20 protein-coding genes are annotated in these 25,587 nt (G+C 60.4%); 10 read left to right on the forward strand and 10 right to left on the reverse strand.

Annotation, left to right across the window (positions count from 1 at the left end):
- Positions 1–13 precede the first annotated feature (13 nt).
- The 3 genes from AC19YY_RS02140 to AC19YY_RS02150 form a co-directional block, all read right to left on the reverse strand.
- Positions 14–1,729 (reverse strand): proline--tRNA ligase, encoded by a 1,716-nt coding sequence (locus tag AC19YY_RS02140; RefSeq protein ID WP_029295351.1) that lies wholly within the window; start codon positions 1,727–1,729, stop codon positions 14–16.
- 185 nt (positions 1,730–1,914) lie between these two features.
- The gene (locus AC19YY_RS02145; protein WP_169954606.1) at positions 1,915–3,447 is read right to left on the reverse strand and encodes an AmpG family muropeptide MFS transporter; all 1,533 of its coding nucleotides are present in this window, start codon (positions 3,445–3,447) and stop codon (positions 1,915–1,917) included.
- A gap of 43 nt (positions 3,448–3,490) precedes the next feature.
- Positions 3,491–3,844, reverse strand: coding sequence for an MGMT family protein (locus AC19YY_RS02150; protein WP_169954607.1), 354 nt, complete (start codon positions 3,842–3,844; stop codon positions 3,491–3,493).
- 165 nt (positions 3,845–4,009) lie between these two features.
- Between AC19YY_RS02150 and AC19YY_RS02155 the strand changes: the two genes are divergently transcribed.
- Positions 4,010–5,017, forward strand: coding sequence for a DUF481 domain-containing protein (locus AC19YY_RS02155; RefSeq protein WP_169954608.1), 1,008 nt, complete (start codon positions 4,010–4,012; stop codon positions 5,015–5,017).
- A gap of 138 nt (positions 5,018–5,155) precedes the next feature.
- On the opposite strand, the gene AC19YY_RS02160 is transcribed toward AC19YY_RS02155, so the two are convergent.
- Positions 5,156–5,914, reverse strand: coding sequence for an SDR family oxidoreductase (locus AC19YY_RS02160; protein WP_500603820.1), 759 nt, complete (start codon positions 5,912–5,914; stop codon positions 5,156–5,158).
- A gap of 75 nt (positions 5,915–5,989) precedes the next feature.
- On the opposite strand from AC19YY_RS02160, the gene AC19YY_RS02165 reads away from it, so the two are divergent.
- The 4 genes from AC19YY_RS02165 to groL all read left to right on the forward strand — a co-directional run bounded on the left by AC19YY_RS02165 (position 5,990) and on the right by groL (position 9,487).
- Positions 5,990–6,721 (forward strand): HugZ family pyridoxamine 5'-phosphate oxidase, encoded by a 732-nt coding sequence (locus AC19YY_RS02165; RefSeq protein WP_169954610.1) that lies wholly within the window; start codon positions 5,990–5,992, stop codon positions 6,719–6,721.
- Between the two features lie 66 nt (positions 6,722–6,787).
- The gene (locus tag AC19YY_RS02170) at positions 6,788–7,264 is read left to right on the forward strand and encodes an FxsA family protein (protein ID WP_057439377.1); all 477 of its coding nucleotides are present in this window, start codon (positions 6,788–6,790) and stop codon (positions 7,262–7,264) included.
- A gap of 229 nt (positions 7,265–7,493) precedes the next feature.
- Positions 7,494–7,790: a co-chaperone GroES gene (locus AC19YY_RS02175; RefSeq protein ID WP_172311979.1), complete on the forward strand. Its 297-nt coding sequence runs from the start codon at positions 7,494–7,496 to the stop codon at positions 7,788–7,790.
- A gap of 50 nt (positions 7,791–7,840) precedes the next feature.
- Complete coding sequence (gene groL, locus AC19YY_RS02180) at positions 7,841–9,487, forward strand: chaperonin GroEL (RefSeq protein WP_169954612.1); 1,647 nt, start codon at positions 7,841–7,843, stop codon at positions 9,485–9,487.
- A 74-nt stretch (positions 9,488–9,561) separates the two neighbouring features.
- Here groL and AC19YY_RS02185 read toward each other — a convergent pair whose 3' ends face one another.
- Entirely contained in the window at positions 9,562–11,511 is a 1,950-nt protein-coding gene (locus tag AC19YY_RS02185; protein ID WP_500603821.1) for an LTA synthase family protein, read from the reverse strand.
- A 201-nt stretch (positions 11,512–11,712) separates the two neighbouring features.
- Here AC19YY_RS02185 and colR point away from each other — a divergent pair, with 201 nt between their 5' ends.
- The 5 genes from colR to AC19YY_RS02210 all read left to right on the forward strand — a co-directional run bounded on the left by colR (position 11,713) and on the right by AC19YY_RS02210 (position 15,482).
- The gene (gene colR, locus AC19YY_RS02190) at positions 11,713–12,396 is read left to right on the forward strand and encodes a two-component system response regulator ColR (RefSeq protein WP_029295378.1); all 684 of its coding nucleotides are present in this window, start codon (positions 11,713–11,715) and stop codon (positions 12,394–12,396) included.
- Entirely contained in the window at positions 12,386–13,666 is a 1,281-nt protein-coding gene (locus AC19YY_RS02195; protein ID WP_169954614.1) for a sensor histidine kinase, read from the forward strand. The genes colR and AC19YY_RS02195 overlap by 11 nt, the downstream gene beginning before the upstream one ends.
- A gap of 187 nt (positions 13,667–13,853) precedes the next feature.
- Positions 13,854–14,534, forward strand: a complete 681-nt coding sequence (locus AC19YY_RS02200; RefSeq protein WP_169954615.1) for a class I SAM-dependent methyltransferase — start codon at positions 13,854–13,856, stop codon at positions 14,532–14,534.
- Positions 14,535–14,538: 4 nt separating this feature from the next.
- Entirely contained in the window at positions 14,539–15,255 is a 717-nt protein-coding gene (locus AC19YY_RS02205) for a lipopolysaccharide kinase InaA family protein (RefSeq protein WP_169954616.1), read from the forward strand.
- Positions 15,255–15,482: a hypothetical protein gene (locus AC19YY_RS02210; RefSeq protein ID WP_262376938.1), complete on the forward strand. Its 228-nt coding sequence runs from the start codon at positions 15,255–15,257 to the stop codon at positions 15,480–15,482. The genes AC19YY_RS02205 and AC19YY_RS02210 overlap by 1 nt, the downstream gene beginning before the upstream one ends.
- 240 nt (positions 15,483–15,722) lie before the next feature.
- Here the strand turns inward: AC19YY_RS02210 and AC19YY_RS02215 are convergent, their stop codons facing one another.
- From AC19YY_RS02215 to AC19YY_RS02235, 5 genes are all read right to left on the reverse strand, one after another.
- Entirely contained in the window at positions 15,723–18,755 is a 3,033-nt protein-coding gene (locus tag AC19YY_RS02215; protein WP_492633645.1) for a multidrug efflux RND transporter permease subunit, read from the reverse strand.
- Between the two features lie 3 nt (positions 18,756–18,758).
- Positions 18,759–19,922 (reverse strand): efflux RND transporter periplasmic adaptor subunit, encoded by a 1,164-nt coding sequence (locus AC19YY_RS02220; RefSeq protein ID WP_500603822.1) that lies wholly within the window; start codon positions 19,920–19,922, stop codon positions 18,759–18,761.
- Between the two features lie 173 nt (positions 19,923–20,095).
- Positions 20,096–23,131 (reverse strand): multidrug efflux RND transporter permease subunit, encoded by a 3,036-nt coding sequence (locus tag AC19YY_RS02225; protein ID WP_170056832.1) that lies wholly within the window; start codon positions 23,129–23,131, stop codon positions 20,096–20,098.
- Positions 23,128–24,264: an efflux RND transporter periplasmic adaptor subunit gene (locus AC19YY_RS02230; RefSeq protein WP_500603823.1), complete on the reverse strand. Its 1,137-nt coding sequence runs from the start codon at positions 24,262–24,264 to the stop codon at positions 23,128–23,130. The genes AC19YY_RS02225 and AC19YY_RS02230 overlap by 4 nt, the downstream gene beginning before the upstream one ends.
- Positions 24,265–24,488: 224 nt before the next feature.
- A complete protein-coding gene (locus AC19YY_RS02235; RefSeq protein WP_169954700.1) occupies positions 24,489–25,586 on the reverse strand; it encodes a DUF1513 domain-containing protein in 1,098 nt (365 codons plus the stop codon).
- Position 25,587 lies beyond the last annotated feature (1 nt).

Here is a 25,587-nt window from a genome sequence, read left to right on the forward strand (position 1 = left end):
CTTGATCTGGTTTTCAGCGACGAATACGCGCCTGAAGGAAGGGCAGCACGTCAGCCACCGGCAACGGTTGGGCTTGGGCTTCGGTCCGGCTCTTGTATTCCAGATTGCCATCGGCCAGGCCGCGGTCACTGACCACGATCCGGTGAGGGATGCCAATCAGTTCCATGTCGGCAAACTTGATGCCCGGGCTGGTCTTCTTGTCGCGATCATCGAGCAGCACTTCGAAACCGGCGGCCGTCAGTTCGGCATACAGTTTGTCGGTGGCTTCGCGAACCTGCTCGGTTTCGTAGCGCAGCGGTACCAGGGCGATCTGGAACGGCGCCAGGGTGTCGCTCCAGATAATACCTTTGTCGTCGTGGTTCTGCTCGATGGCAGCCGCCACCACGCGGGAAACGCCAATGCCATAGCAGCCCATTTCCAGGGTCACCGGCTTGCCGTTTTCGCCCAGCACTTCGCACTTCATCGCCTTGCTGTACTTGTTGCCCAGCTGGAAGATGTGCCCCACTTCGATGCCGCGCTTGATTTCCAGGGTGCCCTTGCCGTCCGGGCTTGGGTCACCGGCCACCACGTTGCGCAGGTCGGCCACGGTTGGAACCGGCAGGTCACGCTCCCAGTTGACGCCAAAGTAGTGCTTGTCGTCGATATTGGCGCCGATGCCGAAGTCGCTCATCAGCTCGACGGAACGGTCGATGATGATCGGCAATGGCAGGTTCAGCGGGCCCAGGGAACCAGCGCCGGCGCCAATGGCGTCACGCAGTTCGGCGTCCGAAGCCATGACCAGCGGGCTGGCCACGCCAGGTTGCTGGGCAGCCTTGATTTCGTTGAGCTCGTGGTCGCCACGGATAACCAGGGCGATCAGCTTGCCTTCTTCCTCGGCATGCACGATCAGGGTCTTGATGGTCTTTTCAATCGGCAGATTGAATTTTTCGACCAGGGCCGCGATGGTCTTGGTGTCTGGGGTGTCGACCAGGCGCAGCTCTTCAGCCGGCGCAGGACGGGAAGTTTCCCGTGGCACCGCTTCGGCTTTCTCGATGTTGGCCGCGTAGTCGGAGCCGTCGCTGAAGACGATATCGTCTTCGCCGGACTCTGCCAGCACGTGGAACTCATGGGAGCCCGCGCCGCCGATGGAACCGTTGTCCGCTTCAACTGGGCGGAATTTCAGGCCCAGGCGGGTGAACACGTTGCAATAGGCCTGGTGCATGCGGTCATAGGTGACCTGCAGCGAAGGCTGGTCGGCATGGAACGAATAGGCGTCCTTCATGATGAACTCGCGGCCACGCATCAAGCCGAAGCGTGGGCGGATTTCGTCACGGAACTTGGTCTGGATCTGATACAGGTTGAGGGGCAGCTGTTTGTAGCTGCTCAACTCGTTGCGCATCAGGTCGGTGATCACTTCTTCATGGGTCGGGCCTGCGCAGAAGTCGCGGCCATGACGATCCTTGAAGCGCAGCAACTCAGGGCCGTACTCTTCCCAGCGCCCGGATTCCTGCCACAGTTCAGCCGGCTGAGTGCTCGGCATCAATACTTCCAGAGAGCCGGCGGCGTTCATTTCTTCGCGAACGATCGCTTCGACCTTGCGCATCACCTTCAAGCCCATGGGCAGCCAGGTGTACAGGCCAGAGGCCAGTTTGCGGATCATACCGGCGCGCAGCATCAGCTGGTGGCTGATCACGACCGCATCGGAAGGCGTTTCTTTCTGTGTGGCGAGCAAATATTGACTGGTACGCATGGTAGGCCGTTGTCGGTTGCTTGGACTTGAAGTGACCTGGGATTGTACGGGCGGTCGCCGCCAGAGTACAGGCATCAGGTGCTGACGGGATTTCTGTGGGAGCGGGCTTGCCCGCGATGCCGGCGCCTCGGTGTGTCAGGCAAACCGCAGTGATGCTATCGCGGGCAAGCCCGCTCCCACAGGTATCAGCCTTCTTCGGGCGGGTTCAAACGGATCCGTCGGCTTTCCTGGTACCAATGCAAGGCAATCAGCAGCAGTGTCGGCACGCCGAGCAGCGCGGTGATCAGGAAGAAGTTGTGATAGCCGAACTTTTCCACCATGACCCCCGAGTACCCGCCGATCAACCGTGGCAACAGCAGCATGATCGAGCTGAGCAGGGCGTACTGGGTGGCGGAGAACTTAAGGTTGGTCAGGCTCGATAGGTAGGCGACGAACGCCGAAGTCGCCAGGCCCGAGCTGAAGTTGTCCAGGGAGATGGTGAAGATCAGCATCTGCAGGTCGGCGCCCATGTCGGCGAGCATCAGGAACAGCAGGTTGGTGCCGGCCGAGGTGATACCACCGATAAACAGGATCGGCAGGATGCCGAACCGCACGATCAACAGGCCGCCCATGCCGGCGCCGACCAGGGTCATGATCAGGCCGAAGATCTTGCTGACGCTGGCGATCTGGTCCTTGGTGAACCCCTGGTCGATATAGAACACGTTGGCCATCACGCCCATCACCGTGTCCGACATCCGGTAGGTGGCGATCAGCCCCAGCAGCAGCAGGGCCTGCCAGCGGTAGCGCAGGATAAAGTCGTTGACCGGCGTCAGCACCGGCGCCAGGCCCCGGCGGCCCATGGCCGAGAGGCACAGGGTGGTGAGGGTGATATAGAGGATGGCGCGCAGGAACGCGCGGTCTTCGAGCAGCAGGTCGAACAGGCTCACGCCTTCGAACAGCACGCTGGCAAAGTCAGTGTTGTACAGCTGGGTGAACATCGCCGGGACCGACACCAGCAGGACGATCAACACGAATACCGACATCAGTTGGTGGGCAAAGGTATAGCGCCCGGCCTGCAACTGGGTGCGCAACGGCACATCGGGTTCGCGCATGAAAAAGCTGGTGAGCAGGGCGGGGATCATCAGTACGCCGAACAGCACATAGGTGCCGGTCCACGCCGAATGTTTGTAGTTAAAGCCGGTGGAGCCAAAGCCCTCGGCAAAGAACAGCGCGCCGGCGGTGGCCAGCAGGGCGGCGATACGGTAGCCGGACATATAGCTGGCGGCCAGTGCGGCCTGGCGGCTGTCGTCGGCGATTTCCAGGCGATAGGCGTCTACCGCGATGTCTTGGGTGGCGGAGGCAAATGCCACGATAACGGCAATGGCGATCAGCCAGGACAGGTGTTTCTGCGGGTCGCAGAAGCCCATGCCGATCAAGCCGAGAATTACCAGGGATTGGGACAGCACCAGCCAGGAGCGACGACGCCCCAGCTTGCCCAATAGCGGCAGGCGCCATTGGTCCAGTAGTGGTGACCAGACCCACTTGAACGCATAGGCCAGGCCGATCAGGCTCGCATAGCCAATGGTTTCGCGCGCCACACCGGCTTCACGCAACCAGACCGAGAGCGTCGAGAACACCAACATGTAAGGCAGACCGGCGGCGAAGCCGAGCAGTAACAGCACTAACGTCGAGGGGCTGGCATAGGCAGCGAGCGCGGCGCGCCAGGTTTTACGGGGCATGGGCTGGAGTCTGCCTCAGATTTACGGAAACAAAGCGCGCACTCTAACCGCTGTGCTCTACCGGGCGCCAGCCATGACGCTGAATATCAACGCGATTGTTCAGGATACTGACACCTTCGCTGCGCAAACGCGCACGTTGTTCATCGCCCGAAGCGCTACCCACAGGCAGACTTATCCGACCGCCGGCGGCGACTACCCGGTGCCAGGGCAACTTGGAACCCTCGGGAAGCTGGCTCAGGGTGCGGCCCACGAAGCGTGCGGCGCGCCCCAGGCCGGCCAGGTGCGCCAGTTCGCCGTAGCTCACCACGCAGCCTTCGGGCACTTGGGCCAAGGTCAGGTACAGCGCGGTACGGCGCATTTCGGCCGGGTTTTGCGGGGTGTCGGCGGGCTCGTTCACTGTTCTGGCAGCTCGGTTGAAATTGGTCGTCGATATGTAAGAAACGTCTGTAAAAATGCCGTTGAGAATTGAACTCAATAGAAAACCTTGAGTCAGTCCTTGCTAAGACTTCAGCTACGCCGATAATGCCTCCTTTTTCGCCAAACTTGAGCCCCGTAACCGCTTATGTTGTCCAGAACCCTGTTGTGCCTCGCTGTCTTTACTGCTTCTACCCCTGTGCTGGCCGATACGGTCTGGTTGAAAAACGGTGATCGCCTGACCGGCAAGATCAAGGTTTTCGACGGCGGCAAACTACTGATCCAGACCGAATACGCGGGTGCAATCCCGGTGGACTGGAAGCAGGTGAAAACCCTGGAAAGCGACCAGGAACTGCTGGTCAAGCAGGATGCCTACACCGGCGAGAAGGCCAAGTCCCTGCACCCGGCGGAGGATGGCAAGGTGGTCCTGGCCAACGGCGAGACGCCCAAGACGGTGGAGTTGGCCAGCATCCAGCAGATCATCAAGCCCAAGCCGGTGATCGAGGATCTGGTGTGGAAGGGCAACGTCGACGTGGCGCTGGACTACAAGCGTGCGGAAAAAGACACCGACGATTATGACATCGACTTCAAGACCACCGCCCGTCACGGCAAGTGGCGGCATATCGCTGAAGGCGAATACAACCGCGAATTCCAGAACGATGTGGTCACCACCGACAACTGGAGTGCCGAGTACGCGCTGGACCGCTTTATTACCGACCAGTGGTTCTGGCAGGGGCGCTTGACCTACAAGCACGACAGGGTTGAAGACCTGCGTCGCCAGCGCACCGTCGGTACCGGTCCGGGTTATCAGTTCTGGGATGATGAACTGGGCGCGTTCTCCCTCGGCTCGCTGCTCAACCGCACTGACTATGAATACCAGGACGGCGGCAAGGACAACTTCTATTCCCTGGCCATGAAGTGGGACTACAACCGCTACCTGATCGGCAAGACCGTGGAGTTCTTCACCAACGGCGAAGTGGGCAAGCCCCTGGCCGGTCCTGCCGACTACGCCCTCGATGCCGAAATGGGCCTGCGCTACAAAGTCACTGAATGGGCCTCGCTCAATCTCAAGGCCGAGCGCGACATCATCAGCGGCGGTTCGGACAGCGACTTGAGCAAGACCCGTTACACCGCAGGTTTTGGCGTGACCTGGTAAGCCTGCCACGGTACGAATGCGGACTTTTAATGTGGGAGCGGGCTTGCTCGCGATAGCGATGTATCAGTCGACATATTCGTTAACTGACCAGTCTGCTATCGCGAGCAAGCCCGCTCCCACAGTTGTTTTTCGGCGTTGTTACAGGCGCAACCCGCCATCCAGCTCCAGGATGCGCCCGGTGTAATAGTCGTTCTCGAAGATATATCCCGCCGAATGGGCGATTTCTTCCGGGCGGCCCATGCGCTTGAGCGGGATCCCCGACGTCATCTTCTCCAGCGCCTCGGGCTTCATGCCCAGGGTCATCTCGGTCTCGATAAAGCCCGGCGCAATGCCCGCCACGCGAATGCCATAGCGCGCCAGTTCCTTGGCCCAGGTCACCGTCGCCGACGCCACGCCGGCCTTGGCCGCCGAATAGTTGGTCTGGCCCACGTTACCCGCGCGGGAGATCGACGAGATATTGATAATGGCGCCCTGGTTTTTCAGCTCCACCATCTTCGCCGCCACTTCGCGGGTGCAGAGGAACACGCCGGTCAGATTGACGTCGATCACCGCCTGCCACTGGGCCAGGCTCATCTTGGTCATCTCGCCGTCCTTGACCTTGAGCAACAGGCCATCGCGCAGGATCCCGGCGTTGTTGATCAGACCGTGGATCGCGCCGAAATCATCGGCGATCCGTGCCACGGTGTAGGTCACCTGTTCTTCGTCTGCCACATTGCATAGATAGCTACGCGCGGTGACGCCATGGGACTGGCATGCAGCCACTGCCGCATCGAGCTTTTCCTGATTGAGGTCCACCAGCGCCAGGTGGGCACCTTTACTTGCAAAATACTCGGCCATGGAACGGCCCAAACCCTGGCAACCGCCGGTGATAATGATTACTTTGTCGTTGAGATGCATTCGCATGTCCTGTGAGCAGATTTAAGCGGTTGCCCAAGTCCGTTTTTTGACGGAATTTATCGAAGGAGTCATAAGTTGAGCGTCCACGTCGCCAAGAATGCCCGAGAACTACTGCTCAAGGAATACCGTGGGGCGCTCGCCACACACTCCAAAGCCATGCCCGGCTTCCCCTTTGGTTCGGTGGTGCCTTACTGCCTGGACGCCGAGGGCCGGCCGCTGATCCTGATCAGCCGTATTGCCCAGCACACCCATAACCTGCAAAAAGACCCTAAATGTTCGTTGCTGGTGGGTGAGCGTGAGGCGGATGACGTGCAGGCCGTCGGGCGCCTCACCTATCTTGCCGAAGCCGAAAAACTCGAGGACGAGGCGGCCATTGCTGCCGCCGCCGAGCGTTACTATCGGTACTTCCCGGATTCGGCGAACTACCACAAGGCCCATGATTTTGATTTCTGGGTCCTCAAGCCGGTGCGGCATCGCTATATCGGCGGTTTCGGGGCGATCCACTGGGTGGATCATCTGACCCTGGCCAACCCGTTCGCCGGCAAGGCCGAGTTGAGCATGATCGAGCACATGAACAGCGATCACACCAAGGCCATCGCCCACTATGTCGAACTGGCCGGCCTGCCGACCTTCGAGCCGGCGCAACTGGCCGGCATCGACAGCGAGGGCATGCATTTGCGCATCGGCCAGGGCTTGCACTGGTTGCCTTTTGCGGATACTTGCAACACTCCGACACAAGTGCGCGAGGCCCTGGTTTTCCTGGCCCATGCCGAGGCTTGGCCGAAAAAAGCCGTCACACACGCTTGAATTCACGAAAGGGCGACGTCATCTAAGGTCTAGTAGCAAGGCATTCTTGCGTTGAGGAACCATTTGATGCGCCCTTTTTTATTGCTCTTTCTGCTGTTTCCGGTGCTGGAGCTGTTCGTATTCGTCAAGGTCAGCGGGGCTATCGGGTTTTTCCCGGCGCTGCTGCTGATCATTCTCGGCTCGATGCTCGGCGTGTTCGTGCTGCGGATCGCCGGCCTGGCCACGGCACTGCGTGCCCGTGAAAGCCTGAACCGTGGCGAGTTGCCGGCCCAGACCATGCTCGAAGGCCTGATGATGGCCTTGGCCGGTGGCCTGCTGATCGTGCCGGGTTTTGTCAGCGATGTGCTCGGTTTGATCCTGCTGTTGCCATTCACCCGTCGGTTGCTGGCGGGCAAGCTGCGCCAGCGTGCCGAAGAAGCGGCGATCCGCCAGCGTGCCTTTGCCGACGACCTGCAACCCCGTGGCGGCCCGGCACCTCGCCAGCCGCTGGGGCGTGAAGGTGATGTGATCGAAGGCGAGTTCGAGCACCGCGACTCCAAGTAATACCCTCCCTGGCATGGCCCCTGCGGGTGCCTTGCCGGAGTAAAAATTTTCACCGCTGGCCCTTGTAATAAGCATATACGCCCTTATGTAACGGTCACCGCAAGGTTTCTGGTGGCGACACCAGACAGACTTCCGCGTTTCGCTTGGCGAACCGCGACCGGCACCGCCGGACTACCACCAGCCGGTACTGATACCGGCCGATGAAACTTACAATTAGGAGAGATCGACAATGAGCAAGCTTCGTCCTCTGCACGACCGCGTCGTTATCCGTCGCAGCGAAGAAGAAAAGAAAACCGCTGGCGGTATCGTTCTGCCAGGTTCGGCTGCTGAAAAAGCCAACCACGGTGTGATCCTCGCAGTTGGCCCAGGCAAGACGCTGGAAGACGGTCAAGTACGTGAGCTGGCTGTGAAAGTGGGTGACAAGGTTGTATTCGGTCCTTACTCCGGCAGCAACACTGTGAAAATCGACGGCGAAGACCTGCTGGTGATGGCTGAGAACGAGATTCTCGCTGTCCTGGAAGGCTGATTTCCCCGCTCATTTTCCCGTTACTACAAAGTATTTAAGGAATATCGATCATGGCTGCTAAAGAAGTTAAATTCGGCGATTCCGCCCGTAAGAAAATGCTCACCGGTGTCAACATCCTGGCTGACGCAGTAAAAGCGACCCTGGGCCCGAAAGGCCGTAACGTGATCATCGAGAAGAGCTTCGGCGCTCCGACCATCACCAAGGACGGCGTTTCGGTCGCCAAAGAAATCGAACTGGAAGACCGTTTCGAAAACATGGGCGCGCAGCTGGTCAAAGACGTTGCCTCCCGTGCCAACGATGACGCAGGCGACGGCACCACCACCGCCACCGTTCTGGCTCAGGCAATCGTCAACGAAGGCTACAAAGCCGTCGCTGCCGGCATGAACCCGATGGACCTCAAGCGCGGCATCGACAAGGCGACCATCGCCATCGTTGCTGAGCTGAAAAGCCTGTCCAAGCCATGCGCTGACACCAAGGCTATCGCTCAGGTAGGCACCATCTCCGCCAACTCCGACAGCTCCATCGGCGACATCATTGCCGAAGCCATGGAAAAAGTCGGTAAAGAAGGCGTGATCACCGTTGAAGAAGGCACTGGCCTGGAAAACGAACTGTCGGTTGTAGAAGGCATGCAGTTCGACCGTGGCTACCTGTCCCCGTACTTCGTCAACAAGCCAGAGACCATGGTTGCCGAGCTGGACAGCCCGCTGATCCTGCTGGTCGACAAAAAGATCTCGAACATCCGCGAAATGCTGCCAGTACTGGAAGCCGTTGCCAAAGCCGGCCGTCCACTGCTGATCGTTTCCGAAGACGTTGAAGGCGAAGCCCTGGCGACTCTGGTTGTGAACAACATGCGCGGTATCGTTAAAGTCGCAGCCGTCAAGGCTCCAGGCTTCGGCGATCGTCGCAAGGCCATGCTGCAGGACATCGCCGTCCTGACTGGCGGTACCGTTATCTCCGAAGAGATCGGCCTGAGCCTGGAAAGTGCCACCCTGGAAAACCTGGGTAGCGCCAAGCGCGTGACCATCTCCAAGGAAAACACCATCATCGTTGACGGTGCTGGCGTGGAGCAGGACATCCAGGCGCGCATCACCCAGATCCGTGCCCAGGTTGCTGAAACCTCCTCGGACTACGACCGTGAAAAACTGCAAGAGCGCCTGGCCAAGCTGTCCGGCGGTGTTGCAGTGATCAAGGTTGGCGCTGGTTCCGAAGTTGAAATGAAAGAGAAGAAAGCCCGCGTTGAAGACGCCCTGCACGCAACCCGCGCAGCCGTCGAAGAAGGCGTGGTACCTGGCGGTGGCGTTGCGCTGATCCGTGCCCTGGAAGCCTTGGTAGGTCTGACCGGCGACAACGCTGACCAGGACGTGGGTATTGCTGTACTGCGTCGTGCTGTTGAAGCACCGCTGCGCCAGATTGCTGCCAACTCCGGCGACGAGCCGAGCGTTGTGGTCAACGAAGTCAAGAACGGCAAAGGTAACTACGGTTACAACGCTGCGACTGGCGTCTACGGCGACATGATCGAAATGGGCATCCTGGACCCTACCAAGGTGACTCGTTCCGCGCTGCAAGCGGCATCCTCCATCGGCGGTCTGATCCTGACCACCGAAGCTGCGATCGCTGATGCACCGAAGAAAGAAGGCTCGGCTGGCGGCGGTATGCCAGACATGGGCGGCATGGGTGGCATGGGCGGCATGATGTAAGCCAGCCTTACCCCTGATGCATAAAAGCCCCGCCTGAGTGATCAGGCGGGGCTTTTTTATGGGCGCTTATCGAGTCAGCGCGTACTCATTTGAGGGACGGCGTCTTTCGCGCCTTTCCAGGCTAACAGGTGTTGCTTGAAGTCATGACTGGCTGCCTGGTAGTAAGTGATCGCACGTTGGATCAACGGGTCATTGCTGTCTACCCGGGACTCCTGGCTCGCGCCCAGGGCCTGGTCATGGCGCCGCAGGCCTTGGCGGGGGCTGAGGATTGCCAGGTTGGTGCCGTCAAACAAGCCCAGGTGCTGATAGTTGCCGATCACTACGCGAGGAGGCAGCGGGTTGTCTTGCAGCAGGTTGCGTCCGAAAAACGTCGATTCATAGCTCAGGTTCAACAGACCCAGGAGTGTCGGGGCGAGGTCGATCTGGCTGGCCAGTTGCGCGCTTTCCCGGGCCTCGATCAATTTCGGCGCATAGATAAACAGCGGAATCTGGTAGTTGGCGACGGGCAAGTCTTCCTTGCCCGCGCTGCCGGCGGTGTGGTCGGCGACAAACACGAAGATCGTATTGTCGAACCACGGTTTTTGGCGCGCAGCCTGTAGGAATTGGCCGATGGCGTAGTCAGTGTATTTCACCGCACCGTCGCGACCGTTGCCGGACTTGATGTCGATCCTGCCGTCCGGGTAGGTGTAGGGGCGATGGTTGGAGGTGGTCATCAACTGCAGCAGGAACGGTTGCTGCTTGGCATAACCGGCATCCGCCAGCTTCAAGGTTTGCTTGAAGAGGTCTTCATCGGCCATGCCCCAGGCGTTTTTAAAGCTGATTTCGGATTCGGCGACACTGCTCTGGTCAACCACCCGGTAACCGTTGCTGCTGAAAAACGCATTCATATTGTCGAAGTAACCGCGGCCGCCATACACAAACACGCTGTCATAACCGATTGCACTGAGCTGCTGGCCCAGGCTGGCGAAGCCGCTTTCGCGACCAATCCGTTTGACGATGGAGCGCCCCGGAGTGGGCGGGATGGCCAGGGTAATGGCCTCCAGGCCACGGTCGGTGCGGGTACCGGTCGCGTAGAAATTGTTGAAGTACAGGCTGTGTTTGCGCAACTGATCAAGGTTGGGGGTCAGGTTGCGGTCGTCGCCATTGCTGCCCATGTATTTGGCGCTGAAGCTTTCGATGGTCACCAGCACGATATTGGGTTTGCGCAACGTGCCGGGGTTGTCGATGGCGCGGCGGATATCCAGTGGATCGTTGCCAATGAACCGGGCATTGGGTTCACTGAGTTCCGCCCGTAGCTGGCGGGCCACGATATCGCTCGGCAGGCTTTTGTAGAACTGGCTGTAGTCCAGTTCATTGTTGCGGAACGCGGCGAAGAATTGGTACGGGCCATTGCTGGCCAGCTCATTGTTATAGGCGTTGCCCCCCTGGGTGCGCGGGCTGTCCTGGCTGACCAACTGCAGGCTCAGGCCGGCAACCACCAACAATCCCACGGCATTGAGCAAGCGCCCACGCATGGCCGGCAGCGGCGAGTCGAGTGCTGCGTTGAACAGCTTGCGCAAGGCCAGGCTCAGGACAATCGCCAGTATCGCCAACAGGCTCAATAGTTTGCCGATGGGGTAGGACTCCAGCAGGTTGTTCAACACCTCATCGGAATACACCAGGTAATCGACGGCGATAAAGTTGAAGCGCACCCCGAATTCATCCCAGAACAACCATTCGGCCACCGAGGTGAACAGCATGGCGAACAGGCTGACGGTCAGTACGCCTTGCAGGAACCAGCGGTGGCCGCGCCGCCGCCACAAAGCCGGTGGGCACAGCAGCAGGTACAGGCCCAGGGGCAGCGCGGCATAGGCCAGGAAACCCAGGTCGTAGAGCAGGCCCACACCGAACACCGGCAGCAGGTTGCCGCCGACTTCATCCAGGTGGGTAATGAGCAGTACGCTGCGGGTCAACAGAAAAATGACCAGCCAAGCGCCGGTCACCAACAGCAAATAGCGCATTGGCGCAGTTTTGATAAAACCCATATCCAAGTTCCTTATATCAATGGGGGGCGATTTTCACTCTGGTACTGTAGTCAAGCTGTGAACCGATAGTGAAAAACTCGTTGCATCAGTCAATCAGTTGAAAAGAGTAATAGGTCAGCCCCTCAGGCCTAGCGGTAAGCCCGGCTTGGCCTTAAGCTGCGCGAGCCAACACGGCCGTTACCGCGTACGGAGACACTGCCCATGCGAATTTTATTGGTTGAAGACAACCGCGATATTCTGGCCAACCTGGCGGATTACCTGGGGCTCAAGGGCTACACCGTGGACTGTGCGCAGGACGGTTTGTCAGGCCTGCACCTGGCCGCCACCGAGCATTACGACCTGATCGTGCTCGATATCATGCTGCCCGGCATTGATGGCTACACCCTGTGCAAACGCCTGCGTGAAGACGCGCGCCGCGATACGCCGGTGATCATGCTCACCGCCCGCGATCAATTGGACGACCGCCTGCAAGGCTTCAAATCGGGTGCCGACGACTACCTGCTCAAGCCGTTTGCCCTGTCGGAGTTGGCCGCACGCATCGAAGCGGTGCTGCGCCGGGCCCAGGGTGGCGGGCGGCGGGAGTTGCAAGTCGGCGATTTGTCCTACGACCTCGACACCCTGGAAGTGACCCGCGAAGGGCGCCTGCTCAAGCTCAACCCGGTCGGCCTGAAATTGCTCGCGGTGCTGATGCAGAAAAGCCCTCACGTCCTGCGCCGCGAAGTGCTGGAAGAAGCCCTGTGGGGCGATGACTGCCCGGACAGCGACAGCCTGCGCAGCCACGTCCACCAACTGCGCCAGGTGATCGACAAGCCATTTGCCAAGCCATTGCTGCAAACCGTGCATGGCGTGGGTTATCGCTTGGCCGAGGGCCGTGATGGAGTTTAAGCAAAGCCTTGCCCAGCGGATCATCATCGCCTTTGCGCTGATGAGCGCGCTGGTAGCGGGGGCCTTTGCCATGGGCATCGTTGCCACGGTGCACCTGGTGGAAGAAAAACTGATTTCGGCGGGCCTGGGCGGCGACCTGCAACGTCTGCTGTTGATGGACAGTGTCGAAGACTGGCGTCACCGCCCCGAGCCGGACCAGTTGTTCTACTTCAGTGGCGGGCGTGGTGATTTTCAGCTGCCCAAGGACTTGCGGCACCTGGACGCCGGCTTTCACGAAGTGTTCCGCGATGCGCTTTCCTACCATGCGATGGTCGAAATCGTCGACGGCCGTCGGTATGTCCTATTGCAAGACCAAAGCGATTTCGAAGAGCGCGAGCGCGTGCTGTTTGCGGTGGTGCTGGTGGGGTTTGTCCTCAGCCTGGCGCTGGCGGTATTCCTCGGCTGGGTCCTTGCCCGCAAGGTGATGGCACCGGTAGTACGCCTGGCGCGCCAAGTGCGGCATCGTGACCAGTTGTTGGGCCTGGCCCCACCGTTGGCCCCGGACTACGCGGCCGACGAAGTAGGCGAGTTGGCGGTGGCTTTCGATGCGACCCTTGGCCGTTTGCGCCAGGCCCTGACCCGCGAGCGCCTGTTCACCAGCGATGTCAGCCATGAGTTGCGCACCCCCTTGATGGTGCTGGCCAGTTCCTGCGAGCTGCTGCTGGAAAACCCGGCCATTGATTCACGGGGACGCAAACAGGTCGAGCGCATCGCCCGGGCCTGCGAGGAAATGCGCGAACTGGTACAGACCTTCCTGATGCTCGCTCGTGCCCAGCACGATGACACCACGATGTCGCCCCAGGTCAGCCTGGCCGAGGTCGCGGAGGGCTTGCTGGGGATCTGGCGCGAACCCATCGAGCGCAAGGGCATCGAGTTGTTCTACCAGCCGGGCAACCCACTCGATACCCGCTACAACGCCACCTTCCTGCATGCGGTCATGGGCAACCTGCTGCGTAATGCCCTGCACTACACCGAGCAGGGGTTTATCCGCCTGACCCTGGAACCCACCGGCTTTGTGGTGGAAGACAGCGGCGTGGGGATTCCCGAAGACAAGCGCGAGGCCATGTTTGAGCCGTTTGTGCGCGGCAACGAAAAGCGCGGTGATGGCCTGGGCCTGGGTTTGTCGCTGGTCCAGCGCATCTGCGAAAGCCAGGGCTGGGTGGTCAGCCTCAGCACCATGGAGCCTAGCGGCTGCCGTTTCCATGTTGAATTGAGCCACGTCAAATCCTGATCTCTTCCTGCCCCTATCCTGGGGCAGACTCCTTCCTGTTCGACGAAGATGGCTTCCTGCCATGCTTTTTCCCTGTAAAACCTTGTAATTCTTTAGGGTTAGACGGGACGTTTTTTTCACAAAGGGTTGACCTGCGGATGACGTGCGACTGCTTAAGGTTGTAGGCATCAGTCCAGGAGACTCGTTGATGGCTACTCCGATCAAGCTTGAATTTTCCGCAAAGTACGATGACCGGCACGCTCAGCAATATTTGCACAAGCACCAGGACACTTTGGCGCGCCGGCTGTCCCACAAACGCGACGAACAATTGGCCCGTGGTGCGCTGGCGATGGCCGGCGAGCCCGGCCTGGTATTGGACTTGCCGTGCGGCGCCGGGCGTTTCTGGCCGCTGCTGGCCGAAAAGCCCAACCGGATCATTATTGGGGCGGACAATTCCGAGTCCATGCTGAACATCGCCATGGGGGCGCAACCGGCGGATGTGGTCAAGCAGGTACGACCCTTGCAGACATCTGCGTTTGATATCGATTTGCCAGATAACGCCGTGGACAGCATTTTTTGCATGCGCCTGTTGCATCACATCGGCGAGCCGGCGCATCGCATGGCGATATTGAAGGAATTTCAACGAGTTACCCGCGACAGTGTGATTGTTTCGTTGTGGGTGGATGGCAATTTCAAGGCCTGGAAACGCAAGCGCCTGGAAGTGCAGCGCCGCAACAAAAGTGAGCAGGACAGTTACCGAAATCGATTTGTGTTACCGGCTGCTACTGTTGAGGCTGAGTTTGAGCAAGCTGGTTTCCGCGTCCAGGAGTGTTTGGACTTCATACCGCTGTATGCCATGTGGCGAGTGTACGTATTGCGCAAGAGGTAGCAGGATGGTGGTTGAGTACGTAGCAGGCAGTCACGTAGCTCCTGAGGAGCGGTTCGATTATTTCTGGCGGCAGCAGGGCGAGTGGGTCGAGGAACCCAATCGACGTCGGGGTGGCGAAAGCGGCGTACAGCGGGTGATCGGTACCAATGGGCGCTTGCTCTACAGCAAGCGCCAGACAGGCCATACCTACCGCAGCTGGCTGCATCCCTTTGGGCGGCCTACGGTGCTACGCGAGCGTGATGCGCTCAGGGGCCTGCGCTTGCTCGATGTAGGTGTTCCGGAGCTGGTGTTCTGTGGTGCCCGTCGTGATCCGGACCACCAGTGGAAGGCCTTGCTGGTGACGGCTTCATTGGACGGATTCGTGGAAATCGACAACTGGTACGCCGCCGGCGGTCGCGAGCAATGCGGGGAGCTGGTGCATGAGCGCCTGCTGGCTGAATTGGCGCAGACCCTGGCGCGCATGCACAAGGGGCGCTGGCAGCATGGCTGCCTGTACAGCAAGCATATTTTTGTGCGGGTCAGCGGGGCGGGTGAGGGCGCGACGGTCGAAGTGGCGCTGCTGGATCTCGAGAAGTGCCGCCAACGCTTGACCGCCCGCCGGGCCGCCGCCCATGACATGCAGCAATTGCGTCGCCATTCGTCGTGGAATACCGCCGACTGGCAAAAACTCAGCTACTTTTACCAAGCGGCGTTTGGCAGCGCTATCAAGGGTTTAACTTAATGAAGCTAGAAATAGCACGAGGTTTGTTTCTGTTGGGGGCCTTGGGCATCGCATCCCTGGCCCTGGCTGCCTGGGAGCAGCCCCGTACAGAAGTCCTCAGCGCGGTACACAGTGGCGGGCAATGCCCGCTGCCACGGATCGCCAAGACCGCTGGGGTCACGCAGCCTGATCATCAGCTTTTGCTGTTTATGTTTGGGATGTCCCAAGGCATGAGGCCTGCAAGTTGAAGAGATTGACGCCCCGATAAAAGGCCTCGCATAGCGAGGCCTTTTTTTGTGGACCACGGCAGAGCCCGAGCGCGCAGCTACATCCCTTGTAGGAGCCGGCTTGCCGGCGATGACGCCAGTAAGAACACCTCGGGGATGACAGGTATCCAACGTGATCGTTAACGACCATCGCCGGCAAGCCGGCTCCTACAGTGGGATGCGCACGCGTCAACGATCAGGTCAGTGCCGCTACCGCGGTACTCAATCAGCCAAGGGATCACGCTTGGCCAGCAACGTATAAACACACGGCAACACAAACAAAGTGAACAAGGTGCCCACCGACATCCCCGTGGCAATCACCATTCCGATATCAAACCGACTGACCGCCCCGGCCCCCGTGGCAAAGATCAACGGCACCATGCCAAACACCATCGCCGCCGTGGTCATCAACACCGGGCGCAGGCGAATCGCCGCGGCTTCTTCTACCGCTTCTCTGGGTGTCAGGCCCTTGTCCTTGCGCAACTGGTTGGCAAACTCGACGATCAGGATCCCATGCTTGCTGATCAGCCCGATCAACGTCACCAACCCCACCTGGGTGTAGATGTTCATGCTCGACCAGCCGAGGAACAACGGGATCAACGCGCCGCAGATCGACAGCGGCACCGTCACCAGTATCACCAACGGGTCACGGAAGCTCTCGAACTGTGCCGCCAGCACCAGGAAGATGATCGCCAGCGCCAGGCCAAAGGTGATCCACAACGCGCTGCCTTCCTGGATGAACTGGCGCGAGGCGCCGCTGTAGTCGAAGGCATAGCCGGCCGGGGTTTCTTCGATGGCAATCTGGCGCACGGTGTCGATAGCCTCGCCCATGCTGACAATCGGGAAGCCCGAGATCAGCGCCGAGTTAAGTTGCTGGAACTGGTTCAGTTGGCGCGGGCGGGCACGGTCGCTGACGCTGATCAAGGTCGACAGCGGCAGCAGTTCGCCCTGGGTGTTTTTCACGTAGTAATTGTTCAGCCACTCGGGGTTGTCCCGGTAGGCCCGTTCCACCTGGGCGATCACCTTGTAGCTGCGCCCATCAATGGTGAACCGGTTGATCTCTGCCTCCGCCAGCAAGGTCGCCAGGGTGCTGCCCAAGTCCTGCATCGACACCCCCATCTGCGCCGCCTTGGCGCGGTCGATGTCCACCACCACCTCGGGCTTGTCGAACGCCAGGTCGATATCCACGAAGGCGAACTTGCCCGACTCCATGGCGCGCTTTTTCACACGGGCGGCCACTTGCAGCAATGACTCGTAGTCATTGGGTGTGTTGATCACAAAACCGAAGGGCAGGCCTTCGCCGGTGCCCGGCAGCGAAGGCAAATTGAAGCCGAACACCTGCAAGCCGGGGATCTGCTCCAGGCGTTTCTGCACCTCAGGCAGGATCTGCATTTGCGTGCGGTCGCGCTCGTTCCACGGCTTGAGCAGGAAGCCGCCGATACCCGATTGCACCCCGTTGAACCCATTGATCTGGAACGAGGAGTAGTACTCCGGGAAGTCCTTGAAGATTGCGATGAACTCGTCGGTGTAGGTGTTCAGGTAGTCCAGGTTGGTCGGCTGCGGCGCGCTGGCCATCATGAAGATGATGCCCTGGTCTTCGTCGGGGGCCAGTTGCGACTGAGTGAACTTGAGGAACACCGGGATCAGGCACAGCACGATCAAGGCAAACACAATCACCACCGGCCGGGTGTTCAAGGTGCCATGCAGCATTGTCTGGTAGCGGCGCTTGAGGCCCTCGAAGATGCGGTCCAGGCGGTGGCTCAGGCCGCTGGGGTTTTCGTCGTGGCGCAACAGCAGGGCGCACATCATCGGCGACAGGGTCAGGGCGACGATGCCGGAAATCACCACCGCACCGGCCAGGGTCAGGGCGAATTCCTTGAACAACGCCCCGGTCAGCCCCTCCAGGAAGCCGATGGGCGCGTACACCGCCGCTAGGGTGATAGTCATCGACACCACCGGCACGGCAATCTCCCGCGCGCCTTCCAACGCGGCGTCCAGCGGCGTCTTGCCGTCTTCTATGTGGCGGTGGATGTTTTCCACCACCACAATCGCATCATCCACCACCAGGCCAATAGCCAGCACCATCGCCAGCAGCGTCAGCAGGTTGATGGAGTAGCCCATCAATTGCATGAAAAACAGCACGCCAATCATCGACAGCGGGATGGTCACCACCGGGATCACCACTGAGCGCAGCGCCCCGAGAAACAGGAACACCACGACGATCACGATCAACACCGCTTCAAACAAGGTCTTGACCACCTCGTTGATGGAGGCCTGGATAAACAGCGTGGCGTCGTAGGCGATTTCTGCCTTGAGGTTGGGCGGCAACTGGGATTCCAGCTCCGGCATCAGTTTGCGCACTTCCTTGATCACATCCAGCGGGTTGGCGCTGGGCGTGGCCTTGATGCCGATGTACACCGAGGGCGTGCCGCCAAAGGAGCTGATGGCGTTGTAGTTTTCCGCGCCCATTTCCACCCGCGCCACGTCGCCGAGCAGCACCCGACTGTCGCCATCGGTCTTGACGGTGATGGCGGCGAAGGCTTCGGCGGTCTTCAGGTCGGTATTGGCGTTGATGCTGGTGACCACATACTCACCCTTCACTTCGCCGGCGGCGGAGAGGAAGTTGTAGTTGCGCACGGCATTGGTGACGTCGCTGGCGCTCAGGCCAAAGCCGGCGAGCTTGACCGGGTCCAGCCACAGGCGCATGGCAAATACCTGGTTGCCGAGGATCTCGGCTTCGGCCATGCCGGGCAGGGTCGCAAGCTTGGGCTGAATCACCCGCGACAGGTAATCGGTGATCTGCGGGTTGCTCAGTTGCTGGCTGGAGAAGCTGATGTACATCAGCGCCGAGGCATCCGCGGCCTCCTTGCTCAACACCGGGTCTTCGGCGTCCTGGGGCAGCTTGTTCTTGACCTCGTTGGCCTTGGCCAGCAGTTCGGTGAACAGGCGGTCGCTGTTGGCGCCGATCCGCGCATAGATGGAAATCACCGAGAAGTTCTGGCGACTGACCGAGGTCATGTAGTCGATGCCTTCGGCGCTCGCCAGGCTTTGCTGCAGCGGTTGAGTGATGTAGCCCTGGATCGTCTCGGCATTGGCCCCGGGGTAAGCGGTAGTCACCGTGATCAGGGCATTTTCCATGGACGGGTATTGGCGCAGCGGCAGTTTGCTGTAGGCCTGGAAACCCAGGAGCACGATCAGCAGGCTGACCACCATGGCCAGCACCGGGCGGCGGATAAACGTATCGGTAAACGCCATGGCTCAGTTCCTTGAACCGTCGTTGCGCGGAGGTTGGCCAGGGCTGGCCGGCAAGTTTTTATCCGCCGTGATGGCGATGTGCGCGCCGCTGTCGAGCTTGATTTGCCCGGCGCTGACCACTTGCTCGCCACTGCTCAGGCCCTGGGTGACCAGCACCAGGCCGTCGCGTCGTTCGCCGGTCTCGATAAAGCGCCGCTCGGCGATCAGGATCGGTTGGCCATTGGCATCTTTTTCGAGGCTGCCGTCCTCGGTCTTTTTCTGCGCTACGACGTAGGCTGAATTGCCGTAGAGGGTGTAGGTAATTGCACTTTCCGGTATCACCACCTGGGCCTGCGGGTCGGGCAACAGTACTTGCAGGCTGCTGAACATGCCCGGCAGCAGTTTAGTGTCCGGGTTGGCCAGGGTCGCTCGAACCAGCACGTTGCGGGTGCTGCTCTCGACTTTCGGGTTGATCGCACTGAGGGTGCCGGGGAAGGTCAGTTTCGGGTAGGCCGAGACTTGCACCTGCACCCCCTGGCCGACGGCCAGCTTGGGCACCGATTGTTCGGGCACATAAAAGTCGACGTAGAGGCTGCTCAGGTCCTGCAAGGTGGCGATCACCGTGCCACTGGCCAGGTAGTCGCCCACATCGACCTGACGGATGCCGATAGTGCCGCTGAATGGCGCGACGATGTGTTTCTTGGCCAGAGAGGCCTTGAGCTGGTTGACCGTGGCCTTGTTTTTTTGCAGTTGCGCCGAGAGCCGGTCGAACTCGCCTTTGGAGATCGCCTGGCTGCCCACCAGTTGGCTGCCGCGACCGTAATCGAGCTGGGCCAGGCCCAGGTCGGCCTGGGCGGTTTGCAGCAGGGCGTCTTCGACCGCGCTGTCGAGTTGCACCAGCGGTTGCCCGGCCCTGACCTTCTGGCCGGACTCGAACTGTACGTCCTTGACCGTTCCGGCAATCTCAAGGGCCAGGTTCACCCCCTGCAAGGCCTTGAGCGTACCCACCGCCGGCAGGCGCTGTTGCCAGGGTTGTTCGACCGCCGTGGCCACCGCCACGCTGATCGGCGGCTTGGGCGCGGAAAAGACCTGGATCTGCTGATAGATGGAAAAGGCTTTATAGCCCGCCAACAGCAGGACGATTAACAGGACAACGGCCAACATGATCAGCATGCGACGACGCAGCATATTCCGGTTCCTTGGAAAAAACTGAGGCAGACGAAGACGAACGATTGGGCACATTACTCCGAGTTTCGGCGCGATTCCAACTGGTAAATGCCGCCGCGTGCGCACAGGCTCAAGGGCAATGGTTTTGAGGCGCAGGGGAGTGGGAAAGGGGGGCAGGCCTTTCCCGCAGGAGGTCAGGGAGCGGGCGTATCGCGCTTGGCCAGCACCGTATACACGCAAGGCAGGACGAACAACGTGAACAAGGTGCCGATGGACATGCCGGTGGCGATCACCATGCCGATATCAAAACGGCTGACCGCCCCCGGACCGCTGGAAAACACCAGCGGGACCACCCCCAGTACGGTGGCGATCGTGGTCATCAGTACCGGCCGCAAGCGAGTCGCGGCGGCTTCCTCGATGGCGGCCCGCGCAGACAAACCTTGCTCCTTGCGCAACTGGTTGGCGAATTCGACGATGAGGATGCCGTGCTTGCTGATCAGGCCGATCAGTGTGACCAAGCCTATTTGTGTGTAGATGTTCAGGGTCGACCAGCCGAGGAACAGCGCGATCAGCGCACCGCAGATCGACAGCGGCACGGTCACCAGGATCACCAGTGGGTCACGCAGGCTTTCAAACTGTGCCGCCAGCACCAGGCCGATGATCGCCAGGGCCAGGCCGAAGGTGCCCCACAGCGCATTGCCCTCCTGCACGAACTGGCGCGTGGCGTTGCTGTAGTCAAAGGTGTAGCCCGCCGGCGCCTCCTCCCGGGCGATGGTTTGCACGGTCTCCAGCGCGTTGCTCATGCCGACGATCGGATACGCCGAGACCAGCACCGAATTGAGCTGCTGGAACTGGTTCAACTGCCGTGGGCGTACCTGTTGGCTGGACACGCTGATCAGTGTCGACAACGGTATCAACTGGCCCTTGGCATTTTTTACGTGGTAGTGGCTCAGCCAGCCCGGATTGTCCCGGTAGCTGCGTTCGACCTGGGCAATCACTTTGTAGAGATTGCCATCGATCCTGAAACGATTGATTTCTGTCTCTGCCAGCAGGGTCGCCAGGGTCAGGCTCAGGTCTTCCATGGACACGCCCATCTGCGCGGCCTTGACCCGGTCGATGTCAATCATCACCTCGGGCCGGTCGAACGCCAGGTCGATATCCACGTAGGCAAATTTCCCAGAATCGATTGCCCGTTGCTTGACGCGTTCGGCCACCTCCAGCATCGATGTGTGGTCCTGCTGGGAACTGATCACAAAACCAAAGGGCAGGCCCTCGCCGGTGCCCGGCAAGGACGGCAGGTTAAAGGCAAACACTTGCAGGCCAGGGATGCTGTCGAGCTTTTTGCGCAGGGGCGCCAGGACCTCCATCTGCGTACGCTTGCGCAGGTTCCAGGGCTGCAACTGGAAACCACCAACCCCTGAATGCACACCGTCCAGGCCATTGATCTGGAACGAGGCCTGGTATTCGGGCAGGGTCTTGAACTGCTCGATAAACGCCTGGGTGTAGGTATTGAGGTAGGCCAGGTTGGTCGGCTGCGGCGCACTGGCGAGGATAAAGATCAGGCCCTGGTCCTCATCGGGGGCCAGTTCCGAGAGGGTGAAGATGAGCATGGCCGGAATCAGGCCGAGTACCAGCAGGGCGAACACGATAACCACCGACTGTGCCCCCATGATCTGGTGCAGGCAGCGCTGATAGCGTTGTTTCAGGCTATTGAAGAACCGGTCGAGGATCAGCGCCAGGCCCTGTGGCTGTTGTTCCGGGCGCAGCAACAGGGCGCACATCATCGGTGACAGGGTCAGTGCGACGATGCCGGAAATCACCACGGCGCCGGCCAGGGTCAGGGCAAACTCCTTGAACAGTGCACCGGTCAGGCCCTGGAGAAAGCCGATGGGCGTATACACCGCCGCCAGGGTGATGGTCATGGAGATCACCGGCATACACACCTCCCTGGCACCCTTGATCGCGGCCTCGAGGGGAGATCGGCCTTTTTCGATATGCCGGTGGATGTTTTCCATCATCACAATGGCGTCATCGACCACCAGGCCGATGGCCAGCACCATGGCCAGCAGCGTCAGGACGTTGATCGAATAACCCATCAGTTGCATGAAAAACAGGCTGCCGATCAGCGACAGCGGAATGGTGATGACGGGAATCACCACCGAGCGTAACGAGCCGAGAAACAGGAACACCACCAGCACCACAATCAGGATGGCTTCCATCAGGCTCGACAGAACGTGCTCGATTGAGGCGTTGATATACAGCGTCGAGTCGTAGGCAATGTCCGCATGCAGTTGGGGCGGTAGTTGCGCCTGCAATAGTGGCATCAGGTCGCGCACGCGCTTGCCCAGCTCCAGCGGGTTGGCATCGGGGGTGGGCTTGATGCTGATATAGGTTGCGGGCAGGCCGTTGAAAGAGCTGAAGCTGTCGTAATTCTGGGCGCCCAGCTCCACTCGCGCTACATCACCGAGACGCACCTGGCTGTCGCCGCTGGTTTTCAAGGTAATGGCCCGGAAGCCTTCAGCCGATTGCAGTTCGGTATTGGCCGTGACGCTGGTTACCACGTACTCGCCGGTGGCATCGCCGGCGATGGACTGCACGTTGTAGCGCTTGATGGCCTGGGTCACATCGCTGGCGCTCAAGCCAAACCCGGCGAGCTTCAGCGGGTCGAGCCACAGGCGCATGGCAAAGCTCTGGTTGCCGATGATCTGCGCCTCGGCCATGCCCGGTAACGTCACCAGGCGCGGCTGTACCACCCGCAGCAGGAAGTCGGTGATTTGCGCGTTGTTCATGGTGTCGCTGGAAAAGCTCAGGTACATCAGCGCGGTGTTGTCTGCGGCGACTTTGCTCAGGACCGGGTCGTCAATATCCCGGGGCAGTTGATTGCGCACCTCATTGGTCTTGGCCAGCAGCTCGGTGAACAGGCGGTCGCTGTCGGCACCGACGCGGCCATAGATGGAAATAATCGACACATTCTGCCGGCTGGAAGAGCGCATGTAGTCGATGCCTTGCGCGCTTGCCAGGCTTTTCTGCAACGGTTGCGTGATATAGCTCTGCACGGTCTCGGCGCTGGAGCCCGGCGCGAGCGTGGTCACCGTGATCAGTGCACTTTCCATCTGCGGGAACTGGCGCAGCGGCAGTTTCCCGTAGGCCTGCCAGCCCAGCAGCACGATCAACAGGCTGACGACCAAGGCCAGCACGGGGCGGCGGATAAACAGATCGGTGAAGGTCATTCGGCGTGCTCCGGAGGGGGCGCCAAGGGCGGTTCATCGGGTTGTGTGCGATCAATACTGATATGCACCGGGGTGCCGTTCTGCAGCTTGATCTGGCCCGCCGTGACGACCTGTTCGCCTTTGTCCAGGCCCTTGGCAATCACGATATCGCCATCGCGTCGCTCGCCCGTTTCAACCAGGCGTTGTTCAGCGATCAGGCCCCCTGGGCCCTCATTGCCGGTGTGGGGTTTCACGACGTATACGTACTGGCCGTATGGGCTGTAGGCGATCGCGCTTTCCTGGATCACGACATGGGAGGAGGGGGTGTCCAACAGCACCTGCAAATGGGCGAACATCCCCGGTAGCAGATATTTGTCCGGGTTGGCCAGGGTCGCACGCACCAACACATTTCGCGTGTTGTCGTCGACGATGGGATCGATGGCACTGATGCTGGCGCGACTGAAAAGCCCTGGCCGTGCCGAAACTTCAACCTGCACCGGCTGGCCGATCTTGATCAGTTGGACGGCCTGCTCGGGGACATGAAAGTCCACGTAAAGGCTGCGGGTGTCCTGCAGGCTGGCGATCACCGTGGAGCTTTGCAGGTAGTCACCGATGTTGACCTGACGGATACCGATAGTGCCGTCGAACGGCGCGACGATCTGTTTTTTTGCCAGGGCCCAGCGGCGCTGTGCAACCAGGGCCTTGTTGCGGTTGAGCTCGGCGGACAGGCGATCGAACTCGCCCTGGGAGATGGCATTGATACCCACCAGTTGGTGCCCACGCTGAAAGTTCTGCAGCGCCAGGCTGCGATCGGCCAGGGCCACGTCCAACTCGGCCTGTTCGGCCTGGTGTTCGAGCTGCAGCAGGGTTTGCCCGGCCTTGACCGCCTGCCCCGAGTCGAAGTGCAACTGAGTGACGACGCCGGGTACCTCGATACTCAGGTTGATACCTTGCAACGCCTTGAGCGTACCGGCCGCGGGCAACTGGCGCTGCCAGGGTTTTTCCACGGCATTGGCCACGGCCACGCTGACGGGGGGCTTGGGCGCATGCAGCAATTGCAGTTGCTGGTAAATCCAGAATGCCTTGTAGCTGGCAAGCATCAGCACGACCAAGAGGACGATGCTGAGCATGGTAATCATCCGGCGGCCCGGCATAGTTGCTTCCTTGTGAGGGTGACGTGGTGCGTGGGGCGCACGCAGGAGCGCCGCTGGCACGGTGAGCCACGCAGTCTTCACGAGAAAGGCGGGTGCTATAAGACGCAAAGTCGCGAGTGTGTGTGTGAAGTCTGCTCCCTCGTCGAGGGGCGTTTTCACAGGTCGCGTAGGATTTTTTCAGTGGGGCGGCTCCCAGGTATCAGCCCGGGAGCGCTGCGATGGCGTCAGATCAAATGCAGGTGGTTATCCCAGAACCCAGTTGGCAGATCCAGGGGCTTGGCCACCAGTTGAGGCTGGCGGCAATCGTAGAAACGGCAGCGGCCCTGGCCGGATGTCACGACAAACCCGTCCGCTACCGCACCCACGCCGGCACAGTCGGGCAACGGTCCGTCCAGGCGCAGTTCGCCGCTGTCCATGTCCCAGATAAAGAAGCGATTGCCCCGTGGCGCGGTCAGTGCCACCAGGCGCAGTTCACTGTGTACCGCCACGCTGGCGGTGTAGTGCCCCATGGCCTGCAACTGCTCGTCCGCCACCGGGAACGCCACGAACGGCTGGCCCGGACGCTTGATCGCCAGCAGCTCGGAACGCTCCTGTGACGGGCCCATGAACTGTTGCCCGGTGAGGATCGTGCCATCGCTGGCGATCCCCATATGGCGCACGCTGTTCATGGGTTGGCCGAGGGTTTCCTTGCTCAGTAGCGTGCCGTCGCGCTGCATCAGTACCAGGCTGGGTTCCATGGCGTTGAGGTTCATCTCGACCCGGCTTTCGGCCTCGGTGCGGATCCCGCCATTGGCCACGATCAGAGTCTCGCCATCGGGCATCCACGACACCTGGTGCGGGCCGATGCCGTGGGTGGAAAGCTCCCCACTGTGCACCAGGCGCTCACCTTCGAACCGGTACACCCCCAACAGGCCGCGACCGGGGTCGGTGGTGTCGTTTTCCGTGGCATACAGCCAGTCGCCACTCTTGTGGATCACCGCATGCCCATAAAAGTGCCGGTTGGCCTGGGACGTCACGGTTTGCAGCAGCGTGCCGTCGCGCAGGTCCACCAGGTAGCTCTCGGTGCCCGGGCGGCGGGCCACGAACAGCGCGATGGGCAGGCTCGGGTGGTTGATGATGTCGTGGCAACGCTGGCCAACCTGGGTGGCGAACACCTGGCTGCCATCCAGGCGATAGCCCACGGCGTAGTGCTTGCCGTCGCCATCATCCCGGGCCGACAGCAGCAGCGGGCTGTCGCCCTTGCGCTTGAACAGCGTCCAGCCGCCCAGGGTGATTGCACTGAGCAGCACGCTACCAATGGCCAAAGCCTGTCGCCTGAGCATC

It is taken from the genome of Pseudomonas sp. MF09156, from assembly GCF_059862305.1.